23 protein-coding genes are annotated in these 26403 nt (G+C 64.3%); 15 read left to right on the top strand and 8 right to left on the bottom strand.

Annotation, left to right across the window (positions count from 1 at the left end; genetic code table 11):
• Window positions 1–81 precede the first annotated feature (81 nt).
• The 5 genes from glgB to moaE are packed head-to-tail and all read left to right on the top strand — an operon-like array spanning window position 82 to window position 4204.
• Window positions 82–2334 (top strand): 1,4-alpha-glucan branching protein GlgB, encoded by a 2253-nt coding sequence (gene glgB, locus CKO27_RS07090; protein ID WP_200374179.1) that lies wholly within the window; start codon window positions 82–84, stop codon window positions 2332–2334.
• Window positions 2321–2665 carry a DUF2288 domain-containing protein gene (locus tag CKO27_RS07085; RefSeq protein WP_200374178.1) on the top strand — a complete coding sequence of 115 codons (345 nt, stop codon included), beginning with the start codon at window positions 2321–2323 and terminating at the stop codon, window positions 2663–2665. Before glgB ends, CKO27_RS07085 begins: the two co-directional genes overlap by 14 nt.
• Entirely contained in the window at window positions 2626–3078 is a 453-nt protein-coding gene (locus CKO27_RS07080) for a YaiI/YqxD family protein (protein WP_200374177.1), read from the top strand. Before CKO27_RS07085 ends, CKO27_RS07080 begins: the two co-directional genes overlap by 40 nt.
• Window positions 3079–3136: 58 nt before the next feature.
• Complete coding sequence (locus CKO27_RS07075) at window positions 3137–3709, top strand: NnrU family protein (protein WP_200374176.1); 573 nt, start codon at window positions 3137–3139, stop codon at window positions 3707–3709.
• A gap of 6 nt (window positions 3710–3715) precedes the next feature.
• Window positions 3716–4204 (top strand): molybdopterin synthase catalytic subunit MoaE, encoded by a 489-nt coding sequence (gene moaE / locus CKO27_RS07070; RefSeq protein WP_200374175.1) that lies wholly within the window; start codon window positions 3716–3718, stop codon window positions 4202–4204.
• Window positions 4205–4230: 26 nt separating this feature from the next.
• Here moaE and CKO27_RS07065 read toward each other — a convergent pair whose 3' ends face one another.
• The 6 genes from CKO27_RS07065 to CKO27_RS07040 are packed head-to-tail and all read right to left on the bottom strand — an operon-like array spanning window position 4231 to window position 10080.
• Entirely contained in the window at window positions 4231–4578 is a 348-nt protein-coding gene (locus CKO27_RS07065; protein ID WP_200374174.1) for a Na+/H+ antiporter subunit G, read from the bottom strand.
• A gap of 57 nt (window positions 4579–4635) precedes the next feature.
• Complete coding sequence (locus tag CKO27_RS07060) at window positions 4636–4905, bottom strand: K+/H+ antiporter subunit F (RefSeq protein WP_200374173.1); 270 nt, start codon at window positions 4903–4905, stop codon at window positions 4636–4638.
• The gene (locus CKO27_RS07055; protein WP_200374172.1) at window positions 4899–5393 is read right to left on the bottom strand and encodes a Na+/H+ antiporter subunit E; all 495 of its coding nucleotides are present in this window, start codon (window positions 5391–5393) and stop codon (window positions 4899–4901) included. Before CKO27_RS07055 ends, CKO27_RS07060 begins: the two co-directional genes overlap by 7 nt.
• On the bottom strand, window positions 5390–6931 hold the full coding sequence (locus tag CKO27_RS07050; protein WP_200374171.1) for a monovalent cation/H+ antiporter subunit D: 1542 nt from the start codon (window positions 6929–6931) through the stop codon (window positions 5390–5392). Before CKO27_RS07050 ends, CKO27_RS07055 begins: the two co-directional genes overlap by 4 nt.
• Window positions 6928–7269 (bottom strand): Na+/H+ antiporter subunit C, encoded by a 342-nt coding sequence (locus CKO27_RS07045; RefSeq protein WP_200374170.1) that lies wholly within the window; start codon window positions 7267–7269, stop codon window positions 6928–6930. The genes CKO27_RS07050 and CKO27_RS07045 overlap by 4 nt, the downstream gene beginning before the upstream one ends.
• Window positions 7270–10080: a monovalent cation/H+ antiporter subunit A gene (locus tag CKO27_RS07040; protein ID WP_200374169.1), complete on the bottom strand. Its 2811-nt coding sequence runs from the start codon at window positions 10078–10080 to the stop codon at window positions 7270–7272.
• Between the two features lie 90 nt (window positions 10081–10170).
• On the opposite strand from CKO27_RS07040, the gene CKO27_RS07035 reads away from it, so the two are divergent.
• Window positions 10171–10668 carry a hypothetical protein gene (locus tag CKO27_RS07035; protein ID WP_200374168.1) on the top strand — a complete coding sequence of 166 codons (498 nt, stop codon included), beginning with the start codon at window positions 10171–10173 and terminating at the stop codon, window positions 10666–10668.
• Between the two features lie 76 nt (window positions 10669–10744).
• On the top strand, window positions 10745–11818 hold the full coding sequence (locus tag CKO27_RS07030; protein ID WP_200374167.1) for a glycosyltransferase: 1074 nt from the start codon (window positions 10745–10747) through the stop codon (window positions 11816–11818).
• A gap of 344 nt (window positions 11819–12162) precedes the next feature.
• Here the strand turns inward: CKO27_RS07030 and CKO27_RS07025 are convergent, their stop codons facing one another.
• Window positions 12163–12873 (bottom strand): helix-turn-helix domain-containing protein, encoded by a 711-nt coding sequence (locus CKO27_RS07025; RefSeq protein ID WP_200374166.1) that lies wholly within the window; start codon window positions 12871–12873, stop codon window positions 12163–12165.
• Window positions 12874–13129: 256 nt separating this feature from the next.
• Window positions 13130–13396, bottom strand: a complete 267-nt coding sequence (locus CKO27_RS07020; RefSeq protein WP_200374244.1) for a glycine zipper 2TM domain-containing protein — start codon at window positions 13394–13396, stop codon at window positions 13130–13132.
• A 481-nt stretch (window positions 13397–13877) separates the two neighbouring features.
• Here CKO27_RS07020 and CKO27_RS07015 point away from each other — a divergent pair, with 481 nt between their 5' ends.
• From CKO27_RS07015 to CKO27_RS06980, 8 genes are all read left to right on the top strand, one after another.
• The gene (locus CKO27_RS07015) at window positions 13878–14066 is read left to right on the top strand and encodes a Thivi_2564 family membrane protein (RefSeq protein WP_200374165.1); all 189 of its coding nucleotides are present in this window, start codon (window positions 13878–13880) and stop codon (window positions 14064–14066) included.
• A gap of 40 nt (window positions 14067–14106) precedes the next feature.
• Window positions 14107–14325: a hypothetical protein gene (locus CKO27_RS07010; RefSeq protein WP_200374164.1), complete on the top strand. Its 219-nt coding sequence runs from the start codon at window positions 14107–14109 to the stop codon at window positions 14323–14325.
• A gap of 69 nt (window positions 14326–14394) precedes the next feature.
• Complete coding sequence (locus CKO27_RS07005) at window positions 14395–15480, top strand: DUF2333 family protein (RefSeq protein ID WP_200374163.1); 1086 nt, start codon at window positions 14395–14397, stop codon at window positions 15478–15480.
• A gap of 165 nt (window positions 15481–15645) precedes the next feature.
• Window positions 15646–16107, top strand: a complete 462-nt coding sequence (locus CKO27_RS07000) for a carboxypeptidase-like regulatory domain-containing protein (protein ID WP_242470779.1) — start codon at window positions 15646–15648, stop codon at window positions 16105–16107.
• Between the two features lie 108 nt (window positions 16108–16215).
• Window positions 16216–16392, top strand: coding sequence for a Thivi_2564 family membrane protein (locus CKO27_RS06995; RefSeq protein WP_200374161.1), 177 nt, complete (start codon window positions 16216–16218; stop codon window positions 16390–16392).
• A gap of 109 nt (window positions 16393–16501) precedes the next feature.
• Entirely contained in the window at window positions 16502–16789 is a 288-nt protein-coding gene (locus CKO27_RS06990; protein WP_200374160.1) for a sll1863 family stress response protein, read from the top strand.
• Window positions 16790–16935: 146 nt separating this feature from the next.
• A complete protein-coding gene (locus tag CKO27_RS06985) occupies window positions 16936–17247 on the top strand; it encodes a BON domain-containing protein (protein ID WP_200374159.1) in 312 nt (103 codons plus the stop codon).
• 61 nt (window positions 17248–17308) lie between these two features.
• Window positions 17309–26041 (top strand): glycoside hydrolase family 94 protein, encoded by an 8733-nt coding sequence (locus tag CKO27_RS06980; RefSeq protein ID WP_242470778.1) that lies wholly within the window; start codon window positions 17309–17311, stop codon window positions 26039–26041.
• Window positions 26042–26403 lie beyond the last annotated feature (362 nt).

Below are 26403 nucleotides of genomic sequence, written 5' to 3'. Positions count from 1 at the left end.
TCGCGACCCGTCCGGCTCCAACCTGCTCGCATGGGCCTTCCGCCAATACGAATCGCTGATTTCAAGAGGAACAAGAACGAGATGGCAACCGCGACAGGCTCCGCACTCAAGCTCCCGGACCACTTGCAACGCATCGTCGAGGCGCGTCACCACGACCCCTTCGAGGTTCTGGGGCGCCATGAGGAGGACGGCAAGGCCGTCGCGCGGGCCTTCCTGCCACTCGCCGAGAGCGCGAGGCTGGTGGAGGTCGGCGAGCCGATGCAACGCATCGAGGGTACCGACCTCTTCGTTTGGGAGGGCGATCCCGCGCGGCTTCCCGAACGTTACCGGATCGAATGGGAAGACGCGGCCGGCGCGCTCGCCTGCGCGTACGATCCCTACTGTTTTCCAGCCCAACTCTCGGATTTCGATCTCCACCTGTTCGGCGAGGGCAAGCACTGGCATGTCTACCGGCTCCTGGGTTCCCACGCGGTCGAGGTCGAGGGGATCGCGGGCGTGCAGTTCGCGGTCTGGGCGCCCAACGCCGAGCGGGTCAGCGTCGTCGGTGACTTCAACGCCTGGGACGGGCGCGCCAACCCCATGCGGGTGCGGGGCGGCACGGGCGTCTGGGAGCTCTTCGTGCCTGGCCTGACGACCGGGGGTTACTACAAGTACGAGATCCGGGATCGGGCCACGCATGTTCACATCAAGATCGATCCCTACGCCCAGGCCTTTCAGTCGCGCCCGCTGACCGCCGGACTCATCGCGCCGGAGAGCCGTTACGCCTGGGACGACAAGGACTGGATGCTGGAGCGCGCTCGGACCAACTGGCAGCATCGGGCGATGTCCGTCTACGAGGTCCATCTCGGCTCCTGGCGGCGTGATCCGGATGGAAATTTCCTCAACTATCGGGTGCTCGCCAAGGAGATCGCCGCCTACGTGACGGAGCTGGGCTTCACCCATATCGAGCTGATGCCCATCACCGAGCATCCGCTGGATGCCTCCTGGGGCTACCAGTGCACCGGCTACTTCGCGCCCTCCGCCCGCTTCGGCTCGCCGGACGATTTCCGTTTCTTCGTCGATCACCTCCACCAGCAGGGCATCGGCGTCTTGCTGGACTGGGTGCCGGCCCACTTTCCCAAGGATGCCTACGCGCTGGCCCGTTTCGATGGCTCCGCGCTCTATGAGCATGCCGATCCGCGCATGGGCGAGCACCGCGATTGGGGCACCTTGATCTTCAATTTCGGCCGCAACGAGGTGAAGAACTTCCTGCTCTCCAGCGCCCTCTACTGGCTGGAGGAGTTCCACATCGACGGTCTGCGCGTCGATGCCGTCGCCTCCATGCTCTATCTGGATTATTCGCGCAATGCCGGCGAGTGGATCCCGAACAAGTACGGCGGCAACGAGAACCTGGAGGCGGTGGACTTCATCCGCGAGCTGAACATGGTGACCCATGAGCAGCATCCGGGAACCCTGATGATCGCCGAGGAATCCACCGCCTGGCCGGCGGTCTCGCGTCCGACCTATCTCGGTGGACTTGGCTTCAGCATGAAATGGAACATGGGCTGGATGCACGACACCCTCTCCTACATGCAGAAGGATCCGATCTATCGGCATTTCCACCATGACCTGCTGACCTTCGGTCTGCTCTACGCCTTCACCGAGAATTTCGTGCTGCCCTTCTCGCACGATGAAGTCGTTCACGGTAAGAAGTCCATGCTCGACAAGATGCCGGGCGACGGCTGGCAGAAGTTCGCCTGTCTGCGTCTGCTCTACACCTTCATGTTCAGCTATCCGGGCAAGAAACTCCTGTTCCAGGGCTGCGAGTTCGGCCAGGGCAAGGAGTGGGATTTCGCCGGCGAGCTGGATTGGGATCTGCTCGAACGCCCGCAGCACCAGGGGGTCAAGCAACTGGTCTCGGATCTCAACCGGATCTATGCCGAGCGTCCGGCCCTGCACGAGGTGGATTTCGATGCCTCGGGCTTCGAGTGGATCGACTGTCACGACAGTTCGCAATCGGTTCTGAGCTATATCCGCAAGGATCTGACCGGCGATTCCATCGTCGCGGCGGCCTTCAACTTTACCCCGGTTCCGCGCACCAACTACCGCATCGGCGTACCCGAGCCGGGTTTCTATCGGGAGGCGATCAACTCGGATGCCGCGCTCTACGGCGGCAGCAACGTCGGCAATCAGGGCGGCGTGGTGTCGGAGCCGGTGAGCTGGATGGGGCGTCCACACTCGCTGATGATCGCGCTGCCGCCGCTGGGCGGGCTGATCCTGGTACACGAGCCCCTGGCCGAGACTACGTCCGAGGACGCCGAACCCGAGGCGGACGAGGCCGATGACGCCGAATGAGGATCCGGACGGGATCGAGCGGGCCAGACTCAACCAGGAAACGGCTCGGATCCCATGGCGTGAACTCCAGCGCTTCTTCGCCCAGGGACGGGTGATCGAGGTCGCCCAGGGGCTCGATCTCATCGAGGTCGGTCTCTGTCTGGCGCGCGACGAAGCCGCAACCGTCGCCGCCGAACTGTCGGCGGGGCGGATCGTGCCGGTCGGTGACGCGCAGGCGCGCGCCTGGCTCGCGGCGGACGCCGAGGTCTGGGCGCTCGTCGTCAAGCCCTGGATTCTGGTTCAGGAGGCCCTATGCGCATCTGGGTCGACGCCGACGCTTGCCCAAGGGTGATCCGGGAGATCCTGTTCCGGGCGGCCGAGCGGGTCGAGGTTCCGGTCACCCTGGTCGCCAATCAGCCCCAGGTGCTTCCGCCATCGCGTTTCATCCGCGCGATTCAGGTCTCGTCTGGATTCGATGTCGCCGACAACGAGATCGTCAAACGCCTCGCCCCCGGCGATCTGGTGATCACCGCCGACATCCCGCTGGCCGCCGAGGTCATCGCCAGGGACGCTCACGCCTTGAATCCGCGCGGTCAGGTCTATACCAAGGACAACATCCGTGAGCGCCTGAACATGCGTGATTTCATGGAGACCCTGCGCTCCACGGGCGTGAACACGGGAGGTCCGGCGGTCATGGGCGACCGTGACCGTCAGTCCTTCGCCAATGCCCTGGATGCCTTTCTCGCCAGGCACGCGCCCCGTTGATCCAAGGGAGCCTGTCCTAAGTCAGCCGTCGCCAGCCTTTCATGGGAGCAGTGATTCAATGGCCCTACTTATCCTCGGACTCATTCTCTTCCTCGGGATGCACTCCATCTCGATCATCAAGCCCGGTTTACGGACAAGCGTCGTCGAGCGTTTCGGCGTCATCCCCTGGCAGGCGGTCTACGCACTGGTGTCCCTGGTCGGCTTCGTGCTGATCGTCCAGGGCTACGGCGCCGCCCGTCTGTCACCCGTTGTCCTCTACGATCCGCCGACCTGGTTCCGTCACATCAGCCTCTTGCTGATGTTGCCCGTCTTCCCTTTGCTCCTGGCCGCCTACCTGCCCGGCCGCATCCAGACCGCCGTCAAGCATCCCATGCTGCTCGCGGTGAAGATCTGGGCCTTCGCCCATCTGTTTCCCAACGGAACCCTGGCGGATCTGCTGCTGTTCGGCACTTTCCTGGCCTGGGCCGTCGCGGATCGCGTTTCGCTCAAGCATCGCGTCGGCCCCCTGGTCCAGGGCGCTCCTCCGAGTCCGATCAACGATGCCATCGCCATCGTCGGCGGACTGGGCCTCTATCTGCTCTTCATGTTCTGGCTGCACCGCGTTCTCATGGGCGTCGCGCCCATCGGGTGATGCCGCATGGCGCGAATCCTCGTCCAGACCGAGCCCTTCGATACCGCCGCCGAGCAGGATGCCCTGTGGCGGGGCCATTCCAGTGTCGGCGCCTTGGTCACCTTCGTCGGTTTGATGCGTGATCTCAACGAGGACGTCGGGGTATCCCGGATGACCTTGGAGCACTATCCCGGCATGACCGAAAAGGCACTCGGCGCGATCGCCGAGGAGGCCGTATCACGCTGGAGTCTTGATGGCCTCACCATCATCCATCGGGTTGGAAGGCTCGAACCACAGGATCCCATCGTCTTCGTGGGTGTCGCCAGCCGGCACCGAGGCGATGCCTTCCGTGCCTGCGAATTCCTGATCGACTATCTCAAGACCCGCGCGCCCTTCTGGAAGAAGGAGCGCACCGAAGAGGGCGAACGTTGGGTCGAGGCGCGGGAGTCGGATGATGCGGCGGCGGGGCGCTGGGGTGAATCCGAGGATCGTGTTGGAGAGGCCGGAAAGCGGTAGCGCCAGGATCCGCGTGAGCTGGGTGGTTAAGGCGTTCCTGCTCCATCCGCGTCCGCCCGTTCCACCTCGGGTGGCGGCTTGGACAATGACTCGACCCCCAGGTGCAACGCCGCCTTGGACAACAGATGGGCGCTCACCGGCGCGGTGATGAAGAGGAACAGCGTCACCAGGATCTCGTGAAAGCTGACGCCTTGGCCCTGGGTGCTGAAATAGATCATGGAGGCGATCAGCAGGCTGCCGACGCCCAGGGTCGTCGCTTTGGTCGGACCGTGCAGACGGGTGTAGAAGTCGGGCATGCGAACCAGTCCAAGCGACCCGATGAAGGTGAAGAGCGCGCCGATGATGATGAGAGCGGAGAGCGTGATTTCCAGCATCTTAAGACCCTGCTTCTTGAATCGCCGTGGTTTCGAATCCCTGGTTTCCCGATATCCCTACTCGATGATGTCGCCGCGCAGCAGGTATTTGCAGAGCGCGACGGTGCCGACGAAGCCCATCATGGCGATCAGGATGGCCGCCTCGAAATAGAGCGCGCTGCTCAAATGCATGCCGAGCAGGACCAGCAGGGCGATGGCGTTCACATAGAGGGTGTCCAGCGCCAGGATGCGGTCCGGCGTGTCCGGTCCGGTCAACAGACGCCAGAGGGTCAGGCCGATGGCGGCCGACACCAGCGCGAAGGCGATCAGGATGGCGGTGCTCAACATGACTCGAAGACCTCCAGTAGCGGCGCCTCGTAGCGGCCTTTGATGGTGTTTATCAATTCGGCCGGATCCTTCACGGAGAGCCCCTGGACCACCAGACGGCGGCGATCCGGACTCAGCCAGGAGGAGACCGTGCCGGGCGTGAGTGAAATGACATTGGCCAGCAGACTGATGCCCAGGTCGGAGCGCAGCGCGAGCGGCACCACAACGAACGCGGGCCTGATGTGATGGCTCCCGCGCAGGATCAGCCAGGCTACCGCGAGATTGGCGACCAGGATGTCATAGAGCACCACGACCAGAAAGCGGAGCAAGGTCGCTGGTTTGCGGATGGTGACCCGCTCCGGCCAGAAGGGCCGGGTGAAGATGGGGATGATCCAGCCCAGCAGCAGTCCGAGCAGAATCTGTCCGGGTGACAGGCTGTTGGACAGAAGCACCCAGATCAGGGCCAGGATCGGCGTCAGGATCGGATGGGGCAGCAGCCGTCTCTTCATCGTTCGTCTCCAGCGCCTGGCGGCTCCAGTACCGCCTGGATATAGCCTTGCGGATCCAGCAACTGATCGGCCATGGCCGCGCAATACTCCAGCGCCGGCCCGGACCAGGCCAGCAGGATCAGACCGAGGGCGAGCAGGCCGAGCGTTGGCCAGGCGCTCCCGCCCGACTTCCCGGGCGAATCCGAGGGAATCGAGTCGCCCTGGTTGGTGGCTCCCTGGGTTGCGAAGAACAGCAGGCTTCCCGAGCGCCCGAGCGCGATGATCCCCAGCAGCCCGGAGGTCAGGATCACGGCCATCACCCAAGGCCAGCCCGGCGTTTCCAGCGCGGCGCGCAGCACCAGGAATTTTCCGACGAATCCGGGTAGCGGTGGCAGTCCCGCGACCAGCAGCGCGGTGAAGAAGAAGAGACCGCCGAGCAGTCCGACGCGCCGCACCGTTGGCCCCGGAACCAGTCGGTCGGCCAGGGATCCCCGTTCCTCGGCGATCAGATCCGCCAACAGGAAGAAGGCCGCCGCCGCGAAGGTGGTGTGGACCAGATAATAGAGTCCGGCCGCGATGCCGGCCGGGGTCGCGAGACCGAAGGCGCTCAGCAGGAGCCCGACCGAGACCACCACCAGATAGGCGACCTGGCGGCGCAGCTCCGTCGCGGCCAGCGCGCCCAGGGATCCCAGCAGAAGCGTCAGCAGGCCCAGGGGCCACAGCCAGTCCGCGTAGAGTCCCGCCAGCTCGCCCGCTCCGGCGCCGAAGATCAGGGTCTCGACCCGCAACAGACAATAGGCGCCAACCTTGGTCATGATGGCGAAGAGCGCCGCGACCGGCGCCGAGGTCGATGAATAGGCCGCGGGCAGCCAGAGGTGCAGCGGGACGAGCGCGGCCTTGAGCGCGAAGACGGCGAGCAGCAGCAGCCCCGCGGCGCGCACCGGACCCAGATTCTCGGGCGGCAGCGCGGCGACCTTCACCGCCAGGTCCGCCAGGTTGAGGGTTCCCAGCACGCCATAAAGGGTTCCGGCGGCAAAGAGGAACAGCGTCGATCCGACCAGGTTGAGCACCACGAAGTGCAGCCCGGCCTGGACCCGCCGGGCGCCGCCGCCATGCACCATCAGCCCGTAGGAGGCGAGCAGTAGAACCTCGAAGAAGACGAATAGATTGAAGAGATCGCCGGTGAGAAAGGCGCCGTTCAGCCCGAACAACTGCAACTGAAACAAGGTGTGGAAGTGTCGGCTGCCCCGGTCGGTTCCACGCACCGCATGGAGCAGGGCGAAGAAGGCCAGCAGGGCGGTGATCAGCAGCATCCAGACCGACAGCCGATCCGCCACCAGCACGATCCCGAAGGGGGCCGGCCAGTGACCCAGGTTGTAGGTCAGGATCGCGCCGCCGTCGACCAGCGTTAGCAACCAGACCGCCAGCGCCACCTGACCCGCGACGGCGGCCAGATTCAGGCCGCGTCTGACCCCAAGCGGCAACAGGGGCCGCGTCAGCAGAAGCAGGATCCCGGCCAGCAGCGGCAGCAGCACGGGCGCGATGACGAGGTGCGTCATGGCTGGTCTCCCGGTGTCTCGCGCCCATCGACATGATCGTTACCCAGCTCGGCGCGGGCCTTGAGCGACAGCATGATGACGAAGGCGGTCATGGCGAAGCTGATGACGATCGCCGTCAGCACCAGGGCCTGGGGCAGGGGATCGGTGTACTGGGTCGCCTGCGTGTCGATGATGGGTGGCGCGCCGATCGTCAGACGTCCGCTCGCGAACAGGAAGAGGTTCACGCCATAGGTCAGCAGGGTCAGTCCCAGCACGACCGGAAAGGTGCGCGCGCGCAGCAGCAGATAGACGCCGCAGGCGGTCAGCACGCCAACGATGAGGCTCATCAAGGCTTCCATTCAGAGCGACTCCTCGCCTTGGTTCGGTCCGGGGTGGCTGGCCTGATGCATCAGACCGAGATGGATCAGAATCAGCAGCGTTGCCCCGACCACGACCAGGTAGACGCCCAGATCGAAGATCATGGCCGAGGCTAGTTCGAAGTCTCCGACGATCGGCCAGTGAACGTGGGTATAGGCGGAGGTGAGGAAGGGGTAGCCGAACACCAGGCTTCCCAGTCCCGCCAGGGTGGCGATCAGCAGGCCGGCGCCGATCAATGGGTACATGTTTCCGGACAGACGGCTGTGCGTCCAGGCCACGCCATTGGTCAGATACTGCATGATGAGCGCGACGGCGGTGATGAGCCCTGCGATGAAGCCGCCCCCCGGCTGATTGTGTCCGCGCAGGAAGATGAACACGGACACCAGCAGCGCCAGCGGCAGCAGCAGTCGGGTCAGCGCGGCCATGATGCTGGGGTGAAGATCCCAGTTCCAGGGCCGTCCCTCCGCGTCCCGCTCCAGTCCCGGCAACCGTAGATCCTTGAGCAGGGCATGGATGCCGAGCCCCGCCAGCGCCAGGACCGAGATCTCGCCCAGGGTGTCGTAGCCGCGGAAATCGACCAGAATGACATTGACCACGTTCGACCCGCCCCCGCCCGGCAGGCTGTTGGCCAGGAAATAGTCCGAGATGGAGTCGAACGGGCGGGTCAGGATCGACCAGGTCAGCGCCCCGGCCCCCGCTCCGGCGAGGATGGCGACGCCGCCGTCGCGCAGGCGTCGCGCCCAGCTCGATTCGTCTGGGCTGTGCTGGGGCAGGAAATAGAGCGCCAACAGCAGCAGCACGATGGTCACGATCTCCACCGAGAGCTGCGTCAGGGCCAGGTCCGGCGCGGAGAACTTGACGAAGATCAGGGCCACCAGCAGCCCCATGGCGCCGACCACGATCAGCGCCGTGAGCCGCCGCCGATGCAGGACCAGGGTGGCGGTGGCGACCAGGATCAGCATCGCCGTCATGAAGAGACTGACGCCATCGATCGGCAGGATGGCGCGCGGTCCGGTCAAGGGCGAGCCGTCGTCCAGGAAGCCGACCAGACCCAGCGCCAGCACCGAGAGGACGAGGGTCAGCACCAGCCGTTGCAGCGAGCCCGAGTCCAGCCACCGGGTCGCCAGCGCCGAACCGTGGAGGAGTCCGGCGAGGATCCAGTCATGGAGCGCCTTGGCCAGGAGTTGCCCTTCCACGCGCTCGGCGAGCTTGAACAGCGGTCGGCGCGTCGTGTAGACCAGCACTCCGCCGAACAGCGCGATCAGACTCATGACCACCGGCAGGCCGAAGCCGTGCCAGATGGCCAGATCGAAGGCTGGTGGCGGCGCCTGCAGGACGGCGGCGACGACGATCTTGAGCAGGGGCGCGACGGTCAGGGCGGGCAGGACTCCCACCAGCAGACAGATGGCCACCAGCACCGCCACCGGCGCCTTCATCCAGAACGGCGGTTCCTGCGGCGTTTTCGGTAGATCGATGGGGTCGCCATTGAAGAAGACATCATGGATGAACCGCAGTGAGTAGGCGACCGCCAGCACGCCCGCCAGACCCACCAGGGAGGGCAGGATCCAGCCGTACTCGAATCCGGAGGAAAAATCGGCCGTCTCGGCGAAGAACATCTCCTTGGAGAGAAAACCGTTGAACAGCGGCACGCCCGCCATCGAGGCCGCCGCCACCATCGCCAGCGTGGCGGTGTAGGGCATGAATTTCCAGAGACCGTTGATCCGGCGCATGTCGCGAGTCCCGCACTCGTGGTCGATGATGCCGGCCGCCATGAAGAGCGACGCCTTGAAGGTCGCGTGATTGAGGATATGGAAGACGGCGGCCACCGCCGCCAGCGGGGTGCCCAGGCCGAACAGGAGCGTGATCAGCCCCAGATGGCTGATGGTCGAGTAGGCCAGCAACCCCTTGAGATCATGCTTGAAGAACGCGATTCCGGCCCCGATCAGCAGCGTGGCGAGACCCGTGCCGATCACCAGCCAGGTCCATTCCGGGGTTCCGGACAGCACCGGAAAGAGCCGCGCCAGCAGAAAGACCCCGGCCTTGACCAGGGTCGCCGAGTGCAGATAGGCGGAGACCGGCGTCGGCGCCGCCATGGCGTGCGGCAACCAGAAATGGAAGGGAAACTGCGCCGACTTGGTAAAGGCGCCGAGCAGGATCAGCACCAGCATGGGGGTATAAAGCGGATCCGCGCGGATGGCGTCGCCCTGGGTCAGGATCACCGAGAGTTCATAACTGCCCGCCATCTCGCCCAGCAGCAGGAAACCGCCGAGCATGGCCAGGCCGCCCAGTCCGGTGACCGTGAGCGCCATGCGCGCGCCGGTCCGGCTTTCCTGCTTGCGATAGGCGTAGCTGATCAGCAGGAAGGAGGACAGACTCGTCATCTCCCAGAAGATCAGCAGTTGGATCAGATTCTCCGAGAGCACGATGCCGAGCATCGAGCCCATGAACAGCAGGAGATAGGCATAGAAACGTCCGAGCCCATCGCGTTCCGGCAGATAATAGCGGGCGTAGAGAACGACCAGCAGGCCGATCCCCAGGATCATGATGGCGAACAGCAGCCCCAGGCCATCGAGCCGGAACGCCAGATCCAGCCCGACCTCCGGGATCCAGGGCCAACGCCGCACCACGACCTCCCCCGCGAAGGGCGCCAGCGCGGAAGGCGCCAGACAGGCCAGGGAGAGGAGCGTGAGGCCCCCGGTCATCCAGGCGGATTTCATGCGGCCGAATCGGGATATCCAGCCGGTCAGCCCCGCCCCGACAAGTGGGACGAGCACGACGAGTAGCAGATTCATGCGGAGGATTTCCGTGATGGATCACCGTTTCAAAACCAGGCGGTAAGGATACCATCGATTTTTCGTGCCTCGATCCAAACCGGAATCGCCATGTTTTCAGTCATATCCAGTCGCCAGGGTGCCGCCGGACTCATCCTGGCCGCGTCCGCCCTGTATCCGCTCGCGCCTGTCCAGGCCGGGGAGAGCCGCGTCGAACTGACCGATGGCAGCGTCATCAGCGGCGAGTTGCTCTCGATCGACGGCGGGCGCTACCGCCTGCGCAGCGCCACCCTGGGCGAGGTCATCCTCCCCGAGTCCAGCATCCGCGCGCTCCGGCCCGGCGCCGAGTCATCGGACCCCGGCGCGCCGGACCGCCGAGCCGACGAGATCGCCGACATTCAGAAGCGACTGGTTCAGGATCCAGGACTGATGGACGGGATCACCGCGCTCCAGAACGACCCCGAGATCCAGGCCGTTCTCGCCGACCCCGAGCTGACCCGACTGATTCTCGCCGGCGACATCGAGCGTCTGCGCGCCGATCCCCGCATCCAGCGTCTTATGTCCCACCCGGCGCTACGGGCCATGGTGGGTCGGGCGATGGGTCCATGAAGAGGCCCAGCCTGGGACGGGTGAATGGTCCAGCGAGCCGATCACCGGCTTCCGAACCCCGGCGCGGCGCCCTCGCATGACGGATCCCACCACCCTGCAAATGGTCGCCAGCAAGGCCCTCGGCGGCGCCGAGCGCTGGTTCATCCGTTTCAGCGCCGCGCTCGCCGAGCGTCAGGCCCCGGCTCAACTGGCGATCCGCGACGGAGGCGCCCTGGATGGACTCGATCTGGGTTCATTGCCGGTCCATCGCCTGCCCTACCGCACCACCTGGGATCCCTGGTCCCGGCGCGCGGTCGCCCGGCTGATCCGCGCGCTTCAGCCAGGGATCGTGCAGACCTACATGGGGCGCGCCACCCGGCTCGCCCATCTCCCGACGCGGGGCGGTCCCATCCATCTGGCACGCCTCGGCGGCTACTACGCCCTGGATCCCTACCGTCATGCCCACGGCTGGATCGGCAACACCAAGGGACTCTGCGACTGGATGGTGCTCAACGGACTACCCGCCGAGCGGATCCATCACATCTACAACTTCGCCGACCCGGCGCGCCCGCTCGACCCGATGCTGGTCGCCGAGCGGCGCGCCGGCCACGCCATTCCCGAAGACGCCTGGGTGCTGACGACCCTCGGACGCTTCGTTCCAGTCAAGGGCCAGCGCTATCTGATCGAGGCGATGGCTCGGCTGCCTGAGACCATCGCCGGCCGGCCGCTACGGCTCCTCATGGTCGGCGATGGCCCGCTTGGCTCCCAACTGCGGAGCCAGGCCGAGTCGCTTGGACAGGACGGCCGCATCCTCTGGGCCGGCTGGCAACGCGATCCCGCGCCCTATCTGCAAATGGCGGATCTGGTGGTCTTTCCCTCGCTCGACGCCGAGACCCTGGGCAACGTGATCCTGGAGGCCTGGGCCTGGGGCAAGCCACTGGTGACGGCGAGCTTCCGAGGGGCGCGCGAGCTGGTTCGTCACGGCGAGGATGCCTGGAGCGTCCCCTGCGAGGACGCCACCGCGCTGGCGCGGGGAATCCGGCTGACCCTATCGGATGACGGTCTGATGGCGGCGTTGGTGGAGCGCGGACGGGAACGGGTGGAACTGGAGTTCGGCCGGCGGGCGATCATGGATCGTTATCTGGAACTCTATCGCGCGCTGGCCGGCTGAACGGCCCTTGCGAGAGATCGAGTCAGCCAAGTCAGCCAGGAAGCGGCTGGCCTAGGAGCAGGGGTAGCGCCCCAATCGATAGGATTTCGTGGGAGCGGCTTTTAGCCGCGATGAGTGCCGACGCGAGATTGTTCGCGGCTGTAAGCCGCTCCCACCCACGCCACGGGACGGCTCGTTTGTCGTCATCCTACGAATCAAGGCACTACCCGGAGCAGGCTTAACGTGCTTCCTGCCAACGCTGGTCGAGCATCCGCGCTTTGGCGCGAATGTCGCCGGTGGTCGCCCGCGCGCCGTCGTCAATCAATCTCGGCCGCCCTATGTGGCGTCTCGGCCGGTCCATCGCATCAACCCATGATCCGTTCATACATGGCTTCCGTCGCCCCGTAACAGCCACAGGCGGCCTCGATCAGCCGCGCGCGGTCGAGAATCTCGATATCCCCTCGGCGATAGTGGATCAGTCGGCGCTGTTGCAGCGCGCTCGCCGCCTTGGTCACGCCGACGCGACGCACCCCGAGGATCGAGGCCAGGAATTCATGGGTGATGTGGAAATGGTTTGAACGTGCACGATCCTGGGTCATCAATAGCCACCGGGCGAGGCGCGCCTCCAGGACATGGAAACGGGTGCAGGCGACCATCCGCTCGACCTCGTTCGTCAACACGAACAGATAGCGATTGAGCACGGTCCGGAACGCGCGGCTCTCGGTGAGTGCGTCACTGAATCCCTTGGGGGTCATGCGCCAGGCGAAACCCGCGCCCTGGACAAGTGTGCGCAGCAGCGTCACCTCCACCCCCAGGATGAGTGGGGTTCCGATCATCCCTTCGTGACCGACCAGCCTCACCTCCAGACCGGCGTGCCCGTCGGGCGGGGTCAGCATGGACACGAAGCTGTTGGTCGGAAAATAAACGTGGTCAATCCGATCGCCGGGTTCGCTGATCACCTCGGCCAGGTGAAGCTCGACGGGCTCGCAACTCGCCAGGATCCGCTGACGATCCGCGTCGGGCAGGGTCGCCAGGAGACGATTGACAAAAAGGACGGGGTTCTCGACAGGCAGCACTCGCGTTCTCTTCGTGGGTCAGGGCGACGCCCGAACGGACGGCATGGGTAGCGTCGAAAGTAGGTTGAAACATCCGCTCGTTCCGTGCGCTGGCAAACATAAGGCGCGATTAACCAGCCTTCGGTGTCGCGAGGCGGCGGCGGGGAGGGTACGTCGCTCGGTAGTGCTCCAAGTCGTGGATGGGCACGGCGAAGCGTGCCCATCCTTCATGCGCCGATCCTCTCGATTGGGGCACCACCGGCTCGGATAGCGGCTATCACCAGTAGCGGCCATCGCTTCCGGCGTGACGTTCGTTGTCGTACCGGTTAGCCCTATTGTATTCGCCATCATTCCTATAGCGTCTGTCATTCCCGTATCGGACATCGCGTCTGTCATTGTCCCTGTCGTTGCCGACTTCATGGCCGATGACGCCACCGACCGCCGCCCCACCGATCGTTCCAACCGCGCTGCCATCGGTCAGTAATGAGCCGGCTACTCCTCCGATGCCAGCCCCCGCCAGGGTGCTTTGTTCCTGTCTTGACATTCCGCTACAGCCAGCCAGGCCGATCACTAAGGTCAAGGCCAATAAACCGCTCGTCTTGCTCGTACTCGTGTTCACTTGAGTCTCTCTCGCTGATGCTGATGGACAGGTGTTTCCTGTGTGTTGACGACCGAGTCAAAGCGGATCCGGTCGGATTTCGATGCTGGGATACGGCTGTTCGGGACGAACAACAAGTCACAAAACGATCGAAGCATGGAAAACAACCTATAGGAAAGATCATGGATCCGTCGGTGCGCTGGCAAACATAGGGCAAGGAACGCTGATGAGTCGAACGGCCTATGTGCGCTGCCGTACAGAACCAGCCAGGATTTATCCGTAGCCTAGCGAGTGGACGCTGAACGTGGAACGCGGTGCGCCGGGCCAGCGTCGACCATCGTTGTGTTCGCCAGCGAACGGACGCCCGCCGGGCCGAGGACTATCGTTGAAGCCTCGTCACACAAACACTGAATGAAGGAAATTTGCCATGACTTTAATTTCATTGGTCGTCACCCTGGTGGTCGTGGGAGTCATCCTGTGGCTGATCAATAACTACATCCCGATGGACGGCAACATCAAGAAAATCTTGAATGTGGTCGTCATCATCGTCGTGGTTCTTTGGCTGCTGACCGCTTTTGGGTTGCTCGGTCCCATCTCGGGGATACGAGTCGGGTAGTGAACCGACGAATCGGATAATCATCGCGGGAGCGGAAAACATGAAAGCATTGAATCTTGCGGGCATCGCGCTGATCGTGGCCGGTGGTTTAGGTTTGGCGTATGGCGGCTTCAGTTATCCAACCGAGACTCAGGAGGCCAGGATCGGTCCCCTTGAATTGACGGTTCAGGATCGGGAGACGGTCAATATTCCAGTATGGGCTGGCGTGGCGGCGATCCTGGCGGGCGCGCTTATGCTGATCGTGCCTAAATCCGGCTAGCGTCCAGGTTTTCGGTCGTCAATGGTCACCCTAGCGACTCCCTCTCCACGGAGGGAGCTGGAGAATGCAATGAATGATCTCTCATCACCATACAGAGTTTCAGGCAAGGGACGCCTGACCAAGGGCGTGACGAAGGTTGTCACCTACTATGATCCGCGCACCTGGAAAGAGAAGGGATTCTGGTGGACCGGCGGTCTGTTTCTGATCACTTATATCGTCGTCGTCATCATTCTCGGGCTGGTCTGGTCAGGATCGCCCGCGACGTTCGAGGTACGTGAGAATGCCTTGTCTCTGGTCAATAACGACGAGAGCAAGCTGGTTCCAGGCGTCACCACCACGGCGACCGCCATCCGGATCGCCGAGACCCTGCTCGATAAACCCGGTGGCTATCTGACCAACGACATCAGTGTGCCCGGTCTCTATCTGGACAATATCCCGAACTGGGAATTCGGAGCCTTGACCGAGATGCGAGACCTGGTGCTGGCCCTGCGTAACGATTTCAGTCGCGCCCAGTCCCAGTCGGTCGAGGACAAGGATCTGGAAATCGCGCAGCCCCATTTCAATTACCAATCGGATTCCTGGATCCTGCCATCCACCGAGTCGGAGTATCGAAAAGCCACGGACGCCCTCTATAGCTATTTGGGCCGGCTGTCCGACGAGCGAGCCTTGGATGGACAGTTCTTCGCGCGCGCCGACAACTTGACCGCCTATCTCATCGTGGTGGAAAAACGATTGGGAAGCTTGGCGCAGCGTCTGTCCTACGCGGTCGGTCAGGCCCACCTTAATACAGCCCTGGCCGGCGAGCCTAGCGCGCGTCAGTCGACACCGGTCCCGGCTCAATCGAAGACCAAGACGCCCTGGCTCAAGATCGACGATATCTTTTTCGAGGCGCGGGGCTATACCTGGGCGTTGCTGCATACCCTGCAGGCGATGGAGATCGATTTCGAATCGGTGCTCAAGGATAAAAATGCCCTGGTGTCCCTGCAGCAGATCAACCGTGAATTGCAAAATACCCAGAACGCCGTCTGGAGCCCGATGATCCTCAATGGTACCGGCTTCGGGCCGATGGCCAATCATTCGCTGGTGATGGCCTCCTATGTCTCGCGCGTCAATGCCGCGATTACCGACCTGCGTAGTCTGCTGCAGGAGGGTTGAGCCGCGACCTGAATCACGCGACGTTCGATGCCTTTCAATAACTAAAAAGAGCTCGGTTACATGGTAAAAATACAGAAATTCCGCTTGATGACAATGGGCCTGATACTCGGTTGCGGTGGCCTCGCGGGGCCGTCGTTTGGCGCCTGGCACACCTATGAGGCTCCGTTGCGACTGATACACACGGATGGTGCCTTGCGGTTGGCCGAGGCCCAGACGACCTATGGCATTCGCCCGGCCGATGGCGCCAGCGCATCACCTTCTTCAATCCCGTCGTCATCCGTGATCAAAAGCGAGGGCGGTATTCCTTATGTCTCGGGTGGCGTCGGCGAAAGTGAACGCAGCGAACTCAAGGCACTCGCCAGTCAGTTCAATCTGCACCTGCTCTTCGCCACGCAAGGCAGCGGCGAGTATCTCTCGGCGGTGCGGGTGAACATTCTGGATGCGCGCCGTGAGTCGGTCTTGACCGCCGAGTCGAAAGGCCCCTGGTTCTACGCCCAGTTGCCGCCAGGCGACTACAGCCTGGAAGTTACCCCGACGGGGCCACGCGGTCAGGACGAAACCCAGCGAAAAGACGTCCATCTCGGTGCCTCGGGCCAGTCGCGCGTCGACTTCTACTGGAAAAAATAAGCGCGGCGGCGCACCGGCGTCTTTCTGGCGCCTCCGTGCGCTAGCGTACAGACACCTGTCCGGGGGTGTCCTAGGCTGACCCTAACCTCATATGAAAGGACGAATGTCATGGCCTATATTCAATTGGTGATCAACCTGGTCGCCTTCGGAGCCATTCTCTGGGCGGTCAATGTTTACATTCCGATGAACGCCACCGTCAAGAAGGTCGTGAATGCGATCGTGATCGTTGTCGCGATTCTTTTCGTGCTTAGTGCCTTCGGATTCTTTGGTCCCATCGCATGGTGAGTCAGTGGGCCGGGTGATACATACCGATCCCTTGACCGGGCGATGATGAGTCGGCGGTTGAATTCCGGCATTTCGCCGGGCGAACGATCCAGAACAGGAGCAAGATCCCATGTTGACGAAAGACGAATATATCGCGGAAATGAAGACGCGGCTTGATGCCTGGAGCGCGGAAATCGACAAGCTTCAGGAGAAGGCGCATGAAGTCAAGGAGGACGCCAAGGTGAAATACGAGGAGCAGCTCGTCGCGCTACGTGAAAAGCGTGCGGAAGGCGAGAAAAAGCTGGATGAGATGCAGGCCGCTACCGAAAGCAACTGGGAGCAGCTTAAGGTGGAAACCGAGCACGTCTGGGAGGCGTTCAAGGATTCCTTCAATACGTTCAAATCGCATTTCAAGTAATCTTTCGACCCGTCGCCTTACAGGCACTCGCAAAGAGTGCCTGTAAGGCGAGGTTCCGGCCCCTGTCAACACCAGCGGATGACAGGCGATTCGGCGACAGCTCATCAGGAAGACCCTTCCCAAACGAATACAGCCGGAGTTCCATCATGAGAATCTTCAATCGACTCGCGGCGGTCTTCTCCGTCATCCTGCTTGCGTCGCTCCTGGGCTGCGCCGCGACGGCCACGCAACAAGCCACGGGTGAGTACGTGGACGATGCCGTCATCACCACCAAGGTCAAGGCGGCCATCTTCGACGCCCCGACCCTGAAATCGGCCGAGATCAACGTCGAAACCTTCAAGGGCGTGGTCCAGTTGAGCGGTTTCGTCAACTCCAAGGCGGATATCAACCAAGCGGTTCGGGTCGCGGGCGCGGTCCCAGGCGTGGTGTCCGTCAAGAATGACATGCGGCATAAATAAGGGGACGGCCGTTTCTCGCGGATGATCTCCGGACAGGGGGTCCGGGGAGGTTGGCGTCTCGATGCCGGAGATTGGACAGTTGAAGGAGAGTCATTTGGCGATTCGTGAAATCCTGCTCAAGTTAAGGAGACGGCTTCCCGGCAAGGGTTTGATCAAAACCTCCGTCGGCGACGAGTCTCCGCTGCGCTCGGAACTTTTCAGCGCGGTGCAGATGGAAGAGCACGGCAAGCGGCTCGCCGACACGCACGCCTTGATGCCCGGACATCCTCCGGACCGCCTGTTGGCGCGACTCAACGAGAATGAAACCATCCTGATCGGCGTCTGCCGCCTGCTCATGGCCGCCGTCACGGAGAACCGCCGGATCGCCCCGGCCGGCGAATGGCTGCTCGATAACTTCTATCTGATCGAAGAACAGATCCGCACCGCCAAACGGCATCTCCCCAAGGGTTACAGTCGGCAACTGCCGCGTCTGAGCCGGGGTCCATCGTCCGGTCTGCCGCGGGTCTATGACCTGGCGCTGGAGATGATCGCGCACGGCGATGGCCGGGTGGATCCGGAGAATCTCAGCCGGTTCGTCGTCGCTTACCAGACCCTCAGTACGCTCAAGCTGGGTGAGTTGTGGGCCATCCCCATCATGCTGCGGCTGACGCTGATCGAGAATCTGCGCCGGGTCGCGGCCCGCATCGCGGTGAGCCGAACCGATCAGAATCTGGCCGATGGCTGGGCCGATCAACTGACCGCGATGGCCGAGAGCGATCCGAAGAATCTGATCCTGGTGATCGCCGACATGGCGCGCTCGAACCCGCCCCTGTCGGGCGCCTTCGTGGCGGAGCTGGCGCGCCGGCTGCAGGGCCAGAGTTCCGCGCTGGCCCTGCCGCTGACCTGGATCGAGCAGCAACTCGCCGAGTCGGGCCTGACAATCGAGCAATTGGTGCGCGTGGAGAACCAGCAGCAGGCCGCCGATCAGGTGTCGATCGGCAACAGCATCGGCAGTCTTCGTTTCCTGGGCGCGATGGACTGGCGCGAGTTCGTCGAGACCATGAGTCTGGTCGAGCGGACCTTGCGCGAGGATCCGGCCGGGATCCATGGCCGGATGGAGTTCGCCACCCGCGACGGTTACCGCCATGTGGTGGAGAAGGTCGCGAGGAACAGCCAACTGTCCGAGGTGGAGGTGGCGCGCCACGCGATCGAACTGGCGCGCGAGGGCGCGGACGCGGCCCCGTCCGGTGAGGACGCGCGCACGGCGCATGTGGGTTATTACCTCATCGATCGGGGATTATCCCAGCTCGAACGCCGGGCGCGGGCGCGTTTGCCTCTGTTGGCGTCACTGCAACGACGGGGCCGCCGGATCCCCTTGGTTCTGTATCTCGGCGCGATCATCCTCTTGACGCTGCTCTTCGCCGGGGGACTGCTCACGCAGGCGCGCTCCGATGGCGTGCCGGATTGGCTGCTGGCGCTCTTGGGGCTGCCCGTCGTGCTGGGTGTCAGTCAACTGGCGGTGGCGCTGGTGAACTGGCTGGCCACGCTGCTGGCGACCCCCGAACCGCTGCCGCGTCTGGATTTTTCAGCCGGAATTCCGAGCGAGTCACGCACCCTGGTGGTCACGCCGACCATGCTCACCAGCGAGGCGGGCATCGAGTCGCTGATCGAGGCGCTGGAGGTCCGTTTCCTGGCCAATCGCGACGATAGCCTGCACTTCGGCCTCCTGACCGACTTTCGCGATGCGCCATCGGAAACCCTGCCGGAAGATGCGTCACTGGTGCGTCTGGCGGCGCAAGGGATCACGGCGCTCAACGCCAAGTACCCGCGCGACGGCGGCGACACCTTTTTCCTGTTCCACCGCCCGCGTCTCTGGAATCCGCAAGAGCGGATCTGGATGGGTTACGAGCGCAAGCGCGGCAAGCTGGCGGATCTGAACGCCCTGCTGCGCGGCGACGCCGGCGATCGCTTCGCGCGGGTCGTCGGCGCGACGGACATCCTGCTCGGCGTGCGTTACGTCATCACCCTGGACACCGACACCCAACTCCCGCGCGACGCCGCCCGCGAGCTGGTCGGCGCGCTGGCGCACCCGCTCAATCGGGCCTCCTACGAGGCGCGCCGACAGCTCGTCACCGCCGGCTACGGCATCCTCCAGCCGCGCGTGGCCGTGAGTCTGCCCGGCGCGAACCGCTCCCGTTACGCGCGCCTGCACGGCAACGATGCCGGCATCGACCCCTATACCCACGCCGTCTCCGACGTCTACCAGGATTGGTTCCAGGAAGGCTCCTACATCGGCAAGGGGATCTACGAGGTCGATGCCTTCGAGCAGGCGCTCGGCGGGCGTTTTCCCGAGAACCGCATCCTCAGCCACGACCTGCTGGAAGGCTGCCATGCGCGCTCCGGGCTGCTTTCCGACGTGCAGTTGTACGAGGAGTATCCCGCCTGCTACAGCGCGGATGTGAGCCGGCGCTACCGCTGGATTCGCGGCGACTGGCAGGTGGCCTGCTGGTTGCTGCCGCGCGTCCCCGGTCTCGACGGACAGCGGCGCAGGAACCCGCTCTCGGCGCTGTCGCGCTGGAAGCTGGCCGACAACCTGCGGCGCAGTCTGGCGCCGGCGGCCCTGACGCTGCTGTTCGTGCTGGGCTGGACGGTCACGGAGTCGCCTGGGCTCTGGACCCTGGCGGTGCTCGGGATCTCAATGATTCCGTCCCTGCTGACCGCGCTCCTGAGCTTCCTGCAAAAGCCGGGCGATGTGCGCTGGCGTCATCACCTCACCGCGGCGCTGCGCGCGGCGGGCCGGCAACTGGAACAGGCGGTATTCACGATCGTCTGTCTCCCCTATGAGGGATTCTTCAGCCTGGACGCCATGGTCCGCACCCTCTGGCGAACGCGCGTCAGCCACCGACGCCTGCTCGAATGGACCTCCTCGGGCGATCTGGACCGCGCGGGTCGGGGCCTCGTCGACTTCCATCGGATGATGTGGATCGCCCCCGCGCTGGCCCTGGTCACGGCGCTGGTGCTGGCCCTCTCCGAACCGGCCGTGCTCCTCGTGGCGGGTCCGATCCTGCTGCTCTGGCTGGCCGCGCCCAGCCTCGCCTGGTGGATGAGCCGCCCGCTGACGCGCCGCGAGGCCCGTCTGACGGCCGAGCAGTTCCACTTCCTGCGCGCCATGTCCCGCAAGACCTGGGCCTTCTTCGAGCAATTCGTCGGCCCCGACGACCATTGGCTGCCGCCGGATAATTATCAGGAGCATCCGGTGGCGGTGGTCGCGCATCGCACCTCGCCGACCAACATGGGGCTGTCGCTGCTCGCCAATCTGGCCGCCCATGACTTTGGCTATCTGACGACCGGCGGGTTGATCGCGCGCACCGCCGGCGCGCTGGACACCATGGCCGGCCTGGACCGCTATCGCGGTCATTTCTTCAACTGGTACGACACCCAGACGCTCAAGCCGCTGGCCCCGATCTATATCTCATCGGTGGATAGCGGCAACCTCGCGGGTCATCTGCTGACCTTGCAGCCGGGTCTGCTGGCACTGATCGACGCGCCCATCCTTAACCCGCGCTGGCTGGATGGGATCGAGGACAGCTTCGGGATTCTGCGCGACGGGCTGGATGGCGGTTCCGCGCCGCATCGCAAGCACGCGCCGCCGGCCGTGCTCACGCCATTCCAGCGGACGCTGACGTCGGCGATCCAGTCGCCGCCAACCGGGCTCGCGGCGGCCCGCGACTGTCTTGAGTCGCTGGCGACGGCGGCCGAGTCGGCGGCGCTGGATCTGACCGAGGACGCCGCGCACGCCTGGGCCATATCGCTGGCCCAACAATGCCGCGCCATCCTGGATGATCTGCGGTTTCTCACGCCCTGGCTCGCGAACCCGGCTCCGAATCAGTTTGATGAGGTTCCCACACTGCGGGAGTTGGCGAGGGTTGAGCTGGCGTTGGAAGACAACACGGACGTCAAGGACAACAGGATCCGGGAGGCCAGCCAGCGCGCCCGCGAGCGGATCGCCGCGCTCGAACGCCTGGCCCTGCAAGCCGGCGAACTGGCCCGGATGGACTACGACTTCCTGTACGACGAGTCGCGTCATCTGCTGGCGATCGGCTACAACGTCACCGATCACCGACAGGATGCGAGCTACTACGATCTGCTCGCCTCCGAGGCCCGTCTGGGCAGTTTCGTGGCGATCGCGCAGGGTCAACTGCCGCAGGAAAGCTGGTTCGCCCTGGGACGCCTGCTGACGGTCGCCGCCGGCGAGCCGACGCTCCTGTCGTGGAGCGGCTCCATGTTCGAATACCTGATGCCGCTGCTGGTGATGCCGACCTACGATCACACCCTGCTCGATCAGACCTATCGCACGGCGGTCGCCCGGCAGATCCAGTATGGCAAGCAGCGCGGCGTCCCCTGGGGCGTGTCGGAGTCCGGCTACAACACGGTCGACATCCATCTCAATTACCAGTACCACGCCTTTGGCGTGCCCGGTCTGGGACTCAAACGCTGGCTGGCCGAGGATCTGGTCATCGCCCCCTATGCCTCCGCGCTCGCCCTCATGGTCGCGCCCGAGGCCGCCTGCCAGAATCTCCAGCGCCTCGCCGCGAGCGGATTCGAAGGCCGTTACGGCTTCTACGAGGCGATCGACTACACCACGTCGCGCCTGCCGCGCGGGCAGTCGAGCGCCGTGGTGCGCTCCTTCATGGCCCATCACCAGGGCATGAGCTTCCTGTCGCTGGCCTATCTGTTGCTGGATCGTCCGATGCAGAAACGCTTTGCCTCGGCCCCTTTGTTCCAGGCGACCGCCCTGCTGCTCCAGGAGCGCATCCCCAAGACCCCATCGTTCTATTCGCACGCCACCGGCGAGCCGACCGACATCCGCACGACGGACAGTGATCAGGAGTCGCAGATTCGCGTCTTCACCAGCCCTCACACCGCCATCCCGGAAGTCAAGCTACTGTCGAATGGCCGCTACCATGTGATGGTCACCAACGCCGGCGGCGGCTCCAGTCGCTGGAAGGATCTGGCCGTCACCCGCTGGCGCGAGGACACCACCCGAGATCCCTGGGGCAGCTTCTGTTATCTGCGCGACCCGGCGAGCGGCGACTTCTGGTCGACCGCCTATCAGCCGACCCTCAAGACGCCGGACAGCTACGAGGCGATCTTCTCGGAGGGCCGTGCCGAGTTCCGCCGCCGCGATGGGGGGATCGAGTCCTATACCGAGATCGCGGTCTCGCCCGAGGACGACATCGAGCTGCGCCGGGTGCGCCTCACCAACCGAGGCCGCACCCGTCGGGTCATCGAGATCACCAGTTACGCCGAGGTCGTGCTCGCCCCGCCCGCCGCGGACGCGCTGCATCCGGCCTTCAGCAACCTCTTCGTCCAGACCGAGATCCTCGATCCGCGACCGGCGATCCTCTGCACCCGCCGGCCACGCTCGCGCGACGAGTCCTCGCCCTGGCTGTTCCATTTGATGGTGGTGCGCGGGGCCGAGTGCGGCGCGCCCTCCTATGAAACGGATCGGATGCGCTTCATCGGGCGCGACCGCACGGTCACCAACCCCCTCGCCATGGATGGGGATGAGGCGCTCTCGGGCCGCGCGGGTTCGGTGCTGGATCCGATCGTCGCCATCCGCTACAGGATCACGCTCGATCCCGATCAATTCGCCACCATCGATCGGGTCACCGGCATCGGCGACAGCCGCGAGATCGCCGTGGGTCTGGTCGAGAAATATCAGGATCAGCGCCTCGCCGATCGGGTCTTCGATCTGGCCTGGACCCACAGCCAGGTGGTGCTGCGCCAAATCAACGCCAGCCAGTCCGACGTGCAGCTCTACGGACGCCTGGCCAGTTCGATCCTCTATGCCAATGCCTCGCTGCGCGCCGAGCCGAGCATTCTCAGCCAGAATCGGCGCGGTCAATCCGGACTCTGGAGCCACGCGGTCTCGGGTGATGTGCCGCTGGTGCTGGTGCGAATCGGCGACCCGGCGAACATCGAGCTGGTCCATCAACTGGTCCAGGCCCATGCCTATTGGCGTCTCAAGGGACTGACCGTGGATCTGGTGATCTGGAACGAGGATCGCGCCGGGTATCGGCAACTCCTCCATGACCAGATCCTGGGGCTGATCGCGGCGGGCGCCGAGGCGCATGTCATGGATCGCCCCGGCGGCATCTTCATCCGACCCGCCGATCAGATCTCCAACGAGGATCGCATCCTGTTCCAGACGGTGGCGCGGGTCATTCTCAGCGACACGCGGGGCACCCTGGCCGAACAGATCAAGCGGCACGGTCCGCTGGAAAAGCGCATGCCACGTCTGCGCCCGACCCGCTCCCGCTTTGCCGAATGGAGTCGGGGCATCGAAAAAGTCGACAGTCGACAGTCGACAGTCGACAGCGAGGCGCTTCCCGATCGACTGTTCGACAACGGGCTGGGCGGCTTCAGCCCCGATGGACGCGAGTACGTCATCACCACCGCGCCCGGCCAGACGACGCCCGCGCCCTGGGTGAATGTCCTGGCCAATCCGCACTTCGGAACGGTCCTCTCGGCGAGCGGCATGGCCTACACCTGGAGCGATAACGCCCATGAGTTCCGGCTCACCCCCTGGCACAACGACCCGGTGACCGACGCCAGCGGCGAAGCCATGTATCTGCGCGACGAGGACAGCGGCCATGTCTGGTCGCCCACGCCGCTGCCCGCCACGGGCGAGACGCCCTACGTCAGCCGGCATGGGTTCGGCTACAGCCTCTTCGAGCACACCGAGGACGGCATCCAGTCCGAGTTGTGGGTCTATGTCGCCCTGGACGCGCCCATCAAGTTCTCGGTGCTGAAGGTCACCAACCGGTCGAATCAGGCGCGTCGGCTGTCCGCGACCGGCTATGTGGAATGGGTGCTCGGCGATCTGCGGCCCAAGTCGACCCTGCACGTCCTGACCGAGATCGATCCGACCAGCGGCGCGCTCTTCGCGCGCAATCCCTACAACACCGAATTCGCCGACCGCCTGGCCTTCTTCGACGTGGACGATCCGGCGCGCACCGTCAGCGGCGACCGGGCTGAATTCATCGGGCGCAACGGCAGCCCGAGCGCGCCGGCCGCGCTGACCCGGACGCGGTTGTCCGGCAAGGTCGGAGCCGGGCTGGATGCCTGCGGCGCGATCCAGGTGGCCTTCGATCTGTCCGCCGGAGAAGGGTATGAAATCGTCTTCCGGCTGGGCGTGGCGGGCCGGCGTGGCGCGGATGACGCCAGCACCCTGGTCCATCGCTACCGCGGCGCGCTCGCCGCTCGGACCGCGCTGGAGGCGGTGCGTGGCTATTGGACGCGGACCCTGGGCGCCGTCCAGGTGGACACGCCCGATCCCTCGCTCAACGTCCTGGCCAACGGTTGGCTGCTCTATCAAACCCTGGCCTGCCGTCTCTGGGCACGCAGCGGTTACTACCAGTCGGGCGGCGCCTTCGGCTTCCGCGACCAGTTGCAGGACGCCATGGCGCTCGTCCATGCCGAGCCCGGATTACTGCGCGAACATCTGCGGCTGTGCGCGGGGCGTCAGTTCCGTGAAGGCGATGTGCAGCACTGGTGGCATCCGCCTTCGGGCCGGGGGGTGCGCACCCGGTGCTCGGACGATTACCTCTGGCTCCCGCTGGCGATCTGCCGCTATCTCCAGGCCACCGGGGATGTCGGCGTGCTGGAGGAGACGACCCACTTCCTGGAGGGACGCCTGGTCGGTGGAGAGGACGACTCCTATTACGACCTGCCCGGTCAGTCCGACGAGTCGGCGACTCTCTACCAGCACGGCGTGCGCGCCATCCTGCACGGTCTACGCTTCGGCGAGCATGGCCTGCCGCTGATGGGTTCCGGCGACTGGAACGACGGCATGAACCTGGTCGGGATCCAGGGCCGGGGCGAGAGCCTCTGGCTGGGCTGGTTCCTTTACGAGGTACTGACGTGCTTCAGCGAGGTCGCGCGCGCGCAGGGTGATCAGCCCTTCGTCGAGCGCTGCCAGCGGGAGGCCGAGCAACTGCGCCAGAACATCGAGGCGCATGGCTGGGATGGCGGCTGGTATCGGCGCGCCTATTTCGATGACGGCACGCCGCTGGGCTCGGCGAGTCAGGTCGAATGCCAGATCGACTCCATCGCGCAAAGCTGGTCGGTGCTCTCCGGGGCCGGCGATCCGCAGCGCTCACGTCAGGGGATGGACGCCCTGGATGCGCGTCTGGTGCGTCGCGAGGCCGGATTGATCCAACTGCTGGATCCGCCCTTCGACACCTCGGAGCTGAATCCCGGCTATATCAAGGGGTACGTGCCCGGCGTGCGCGAGAACGGCGGGCAGTACACCCATGCCGCGATCTGGGCGACGATGGCGTTCGCGCGCCTGGGCGATTCGGCGCGCGCCTGGGAACTCTTCTCCATGATCAACCCGATCAACCATGGTCGCTCGCCCGAGGACATCGCGACCTACAAGGTCGAACCCTATGTGATCGCGGCCGATGTCTACGGGGTCGCGCCGCATGTCGGACGCGGCGGCTGGAGCTGGTACACCGGCTCGGCGAGCTGGATGTATCGGCTGATCCTGGAATCCCTGCTCGGTCTGCGTCTGGAGGTCGACACCCTGCATCTGGCGCCCTGTCTCCCCGCCGATTGGGACGGCTTCAAGCTGCGCTACCGCTATCGGGAGACGCTCTACCAGATCGCCGTGACCCAGATCGCCGGCGAGGAAGGGGAGACACGGATCACGCTGGATGGTGTCGCGCGGGACAAACCGAGCATTCCGCTGGTGGACGATCATCAGGAACACCGGGTCGAGGTGGTCATCCAGGGTGAGCGACTGGAGTGAGCCGCCCACCGGCGTCTTCCGAGAAAAACATCCCTCGTCGATGGGCATCGGTTCCTGAATGTTCATCCATCGAATGCGTCGAAGTTCTCCGCTGAAAATTCGCTCGAATTAGCCATTCTCGGCCCGTTCATACACCAACGCGACGCTAATCCAGTTGCATGAACGAGCCTTTGTGCAACGAAGTCCTAGTCCGTCAAAAAAGCGGCTTTCAGCGTTGCAAAAACCGGTAGTACCCGAATGGCACTAAGATAAGTCTCTCGATTTTTAAAAACAAACAGTTACAACCGCTGATGCGGTTTGCGGAATCGGTGTCCTCAGCGCTGTTTCTTCGGGTGGCCATGGTTACGGACCTCTTCCTGTGC

This window comes from Thiocystis violacea, assembly GCF_016583575.1.
Taxonomy (GTDB): domain Bacteria; phylum Pseudomonadota; class Gammaproteobacteria; order Chromatiales; family Chromatiaceae; genus Thiocystis; species Thiocystis violacea.
This window is presented reverse-complemented; position numbering and strand designations above follow the sequence as displayed.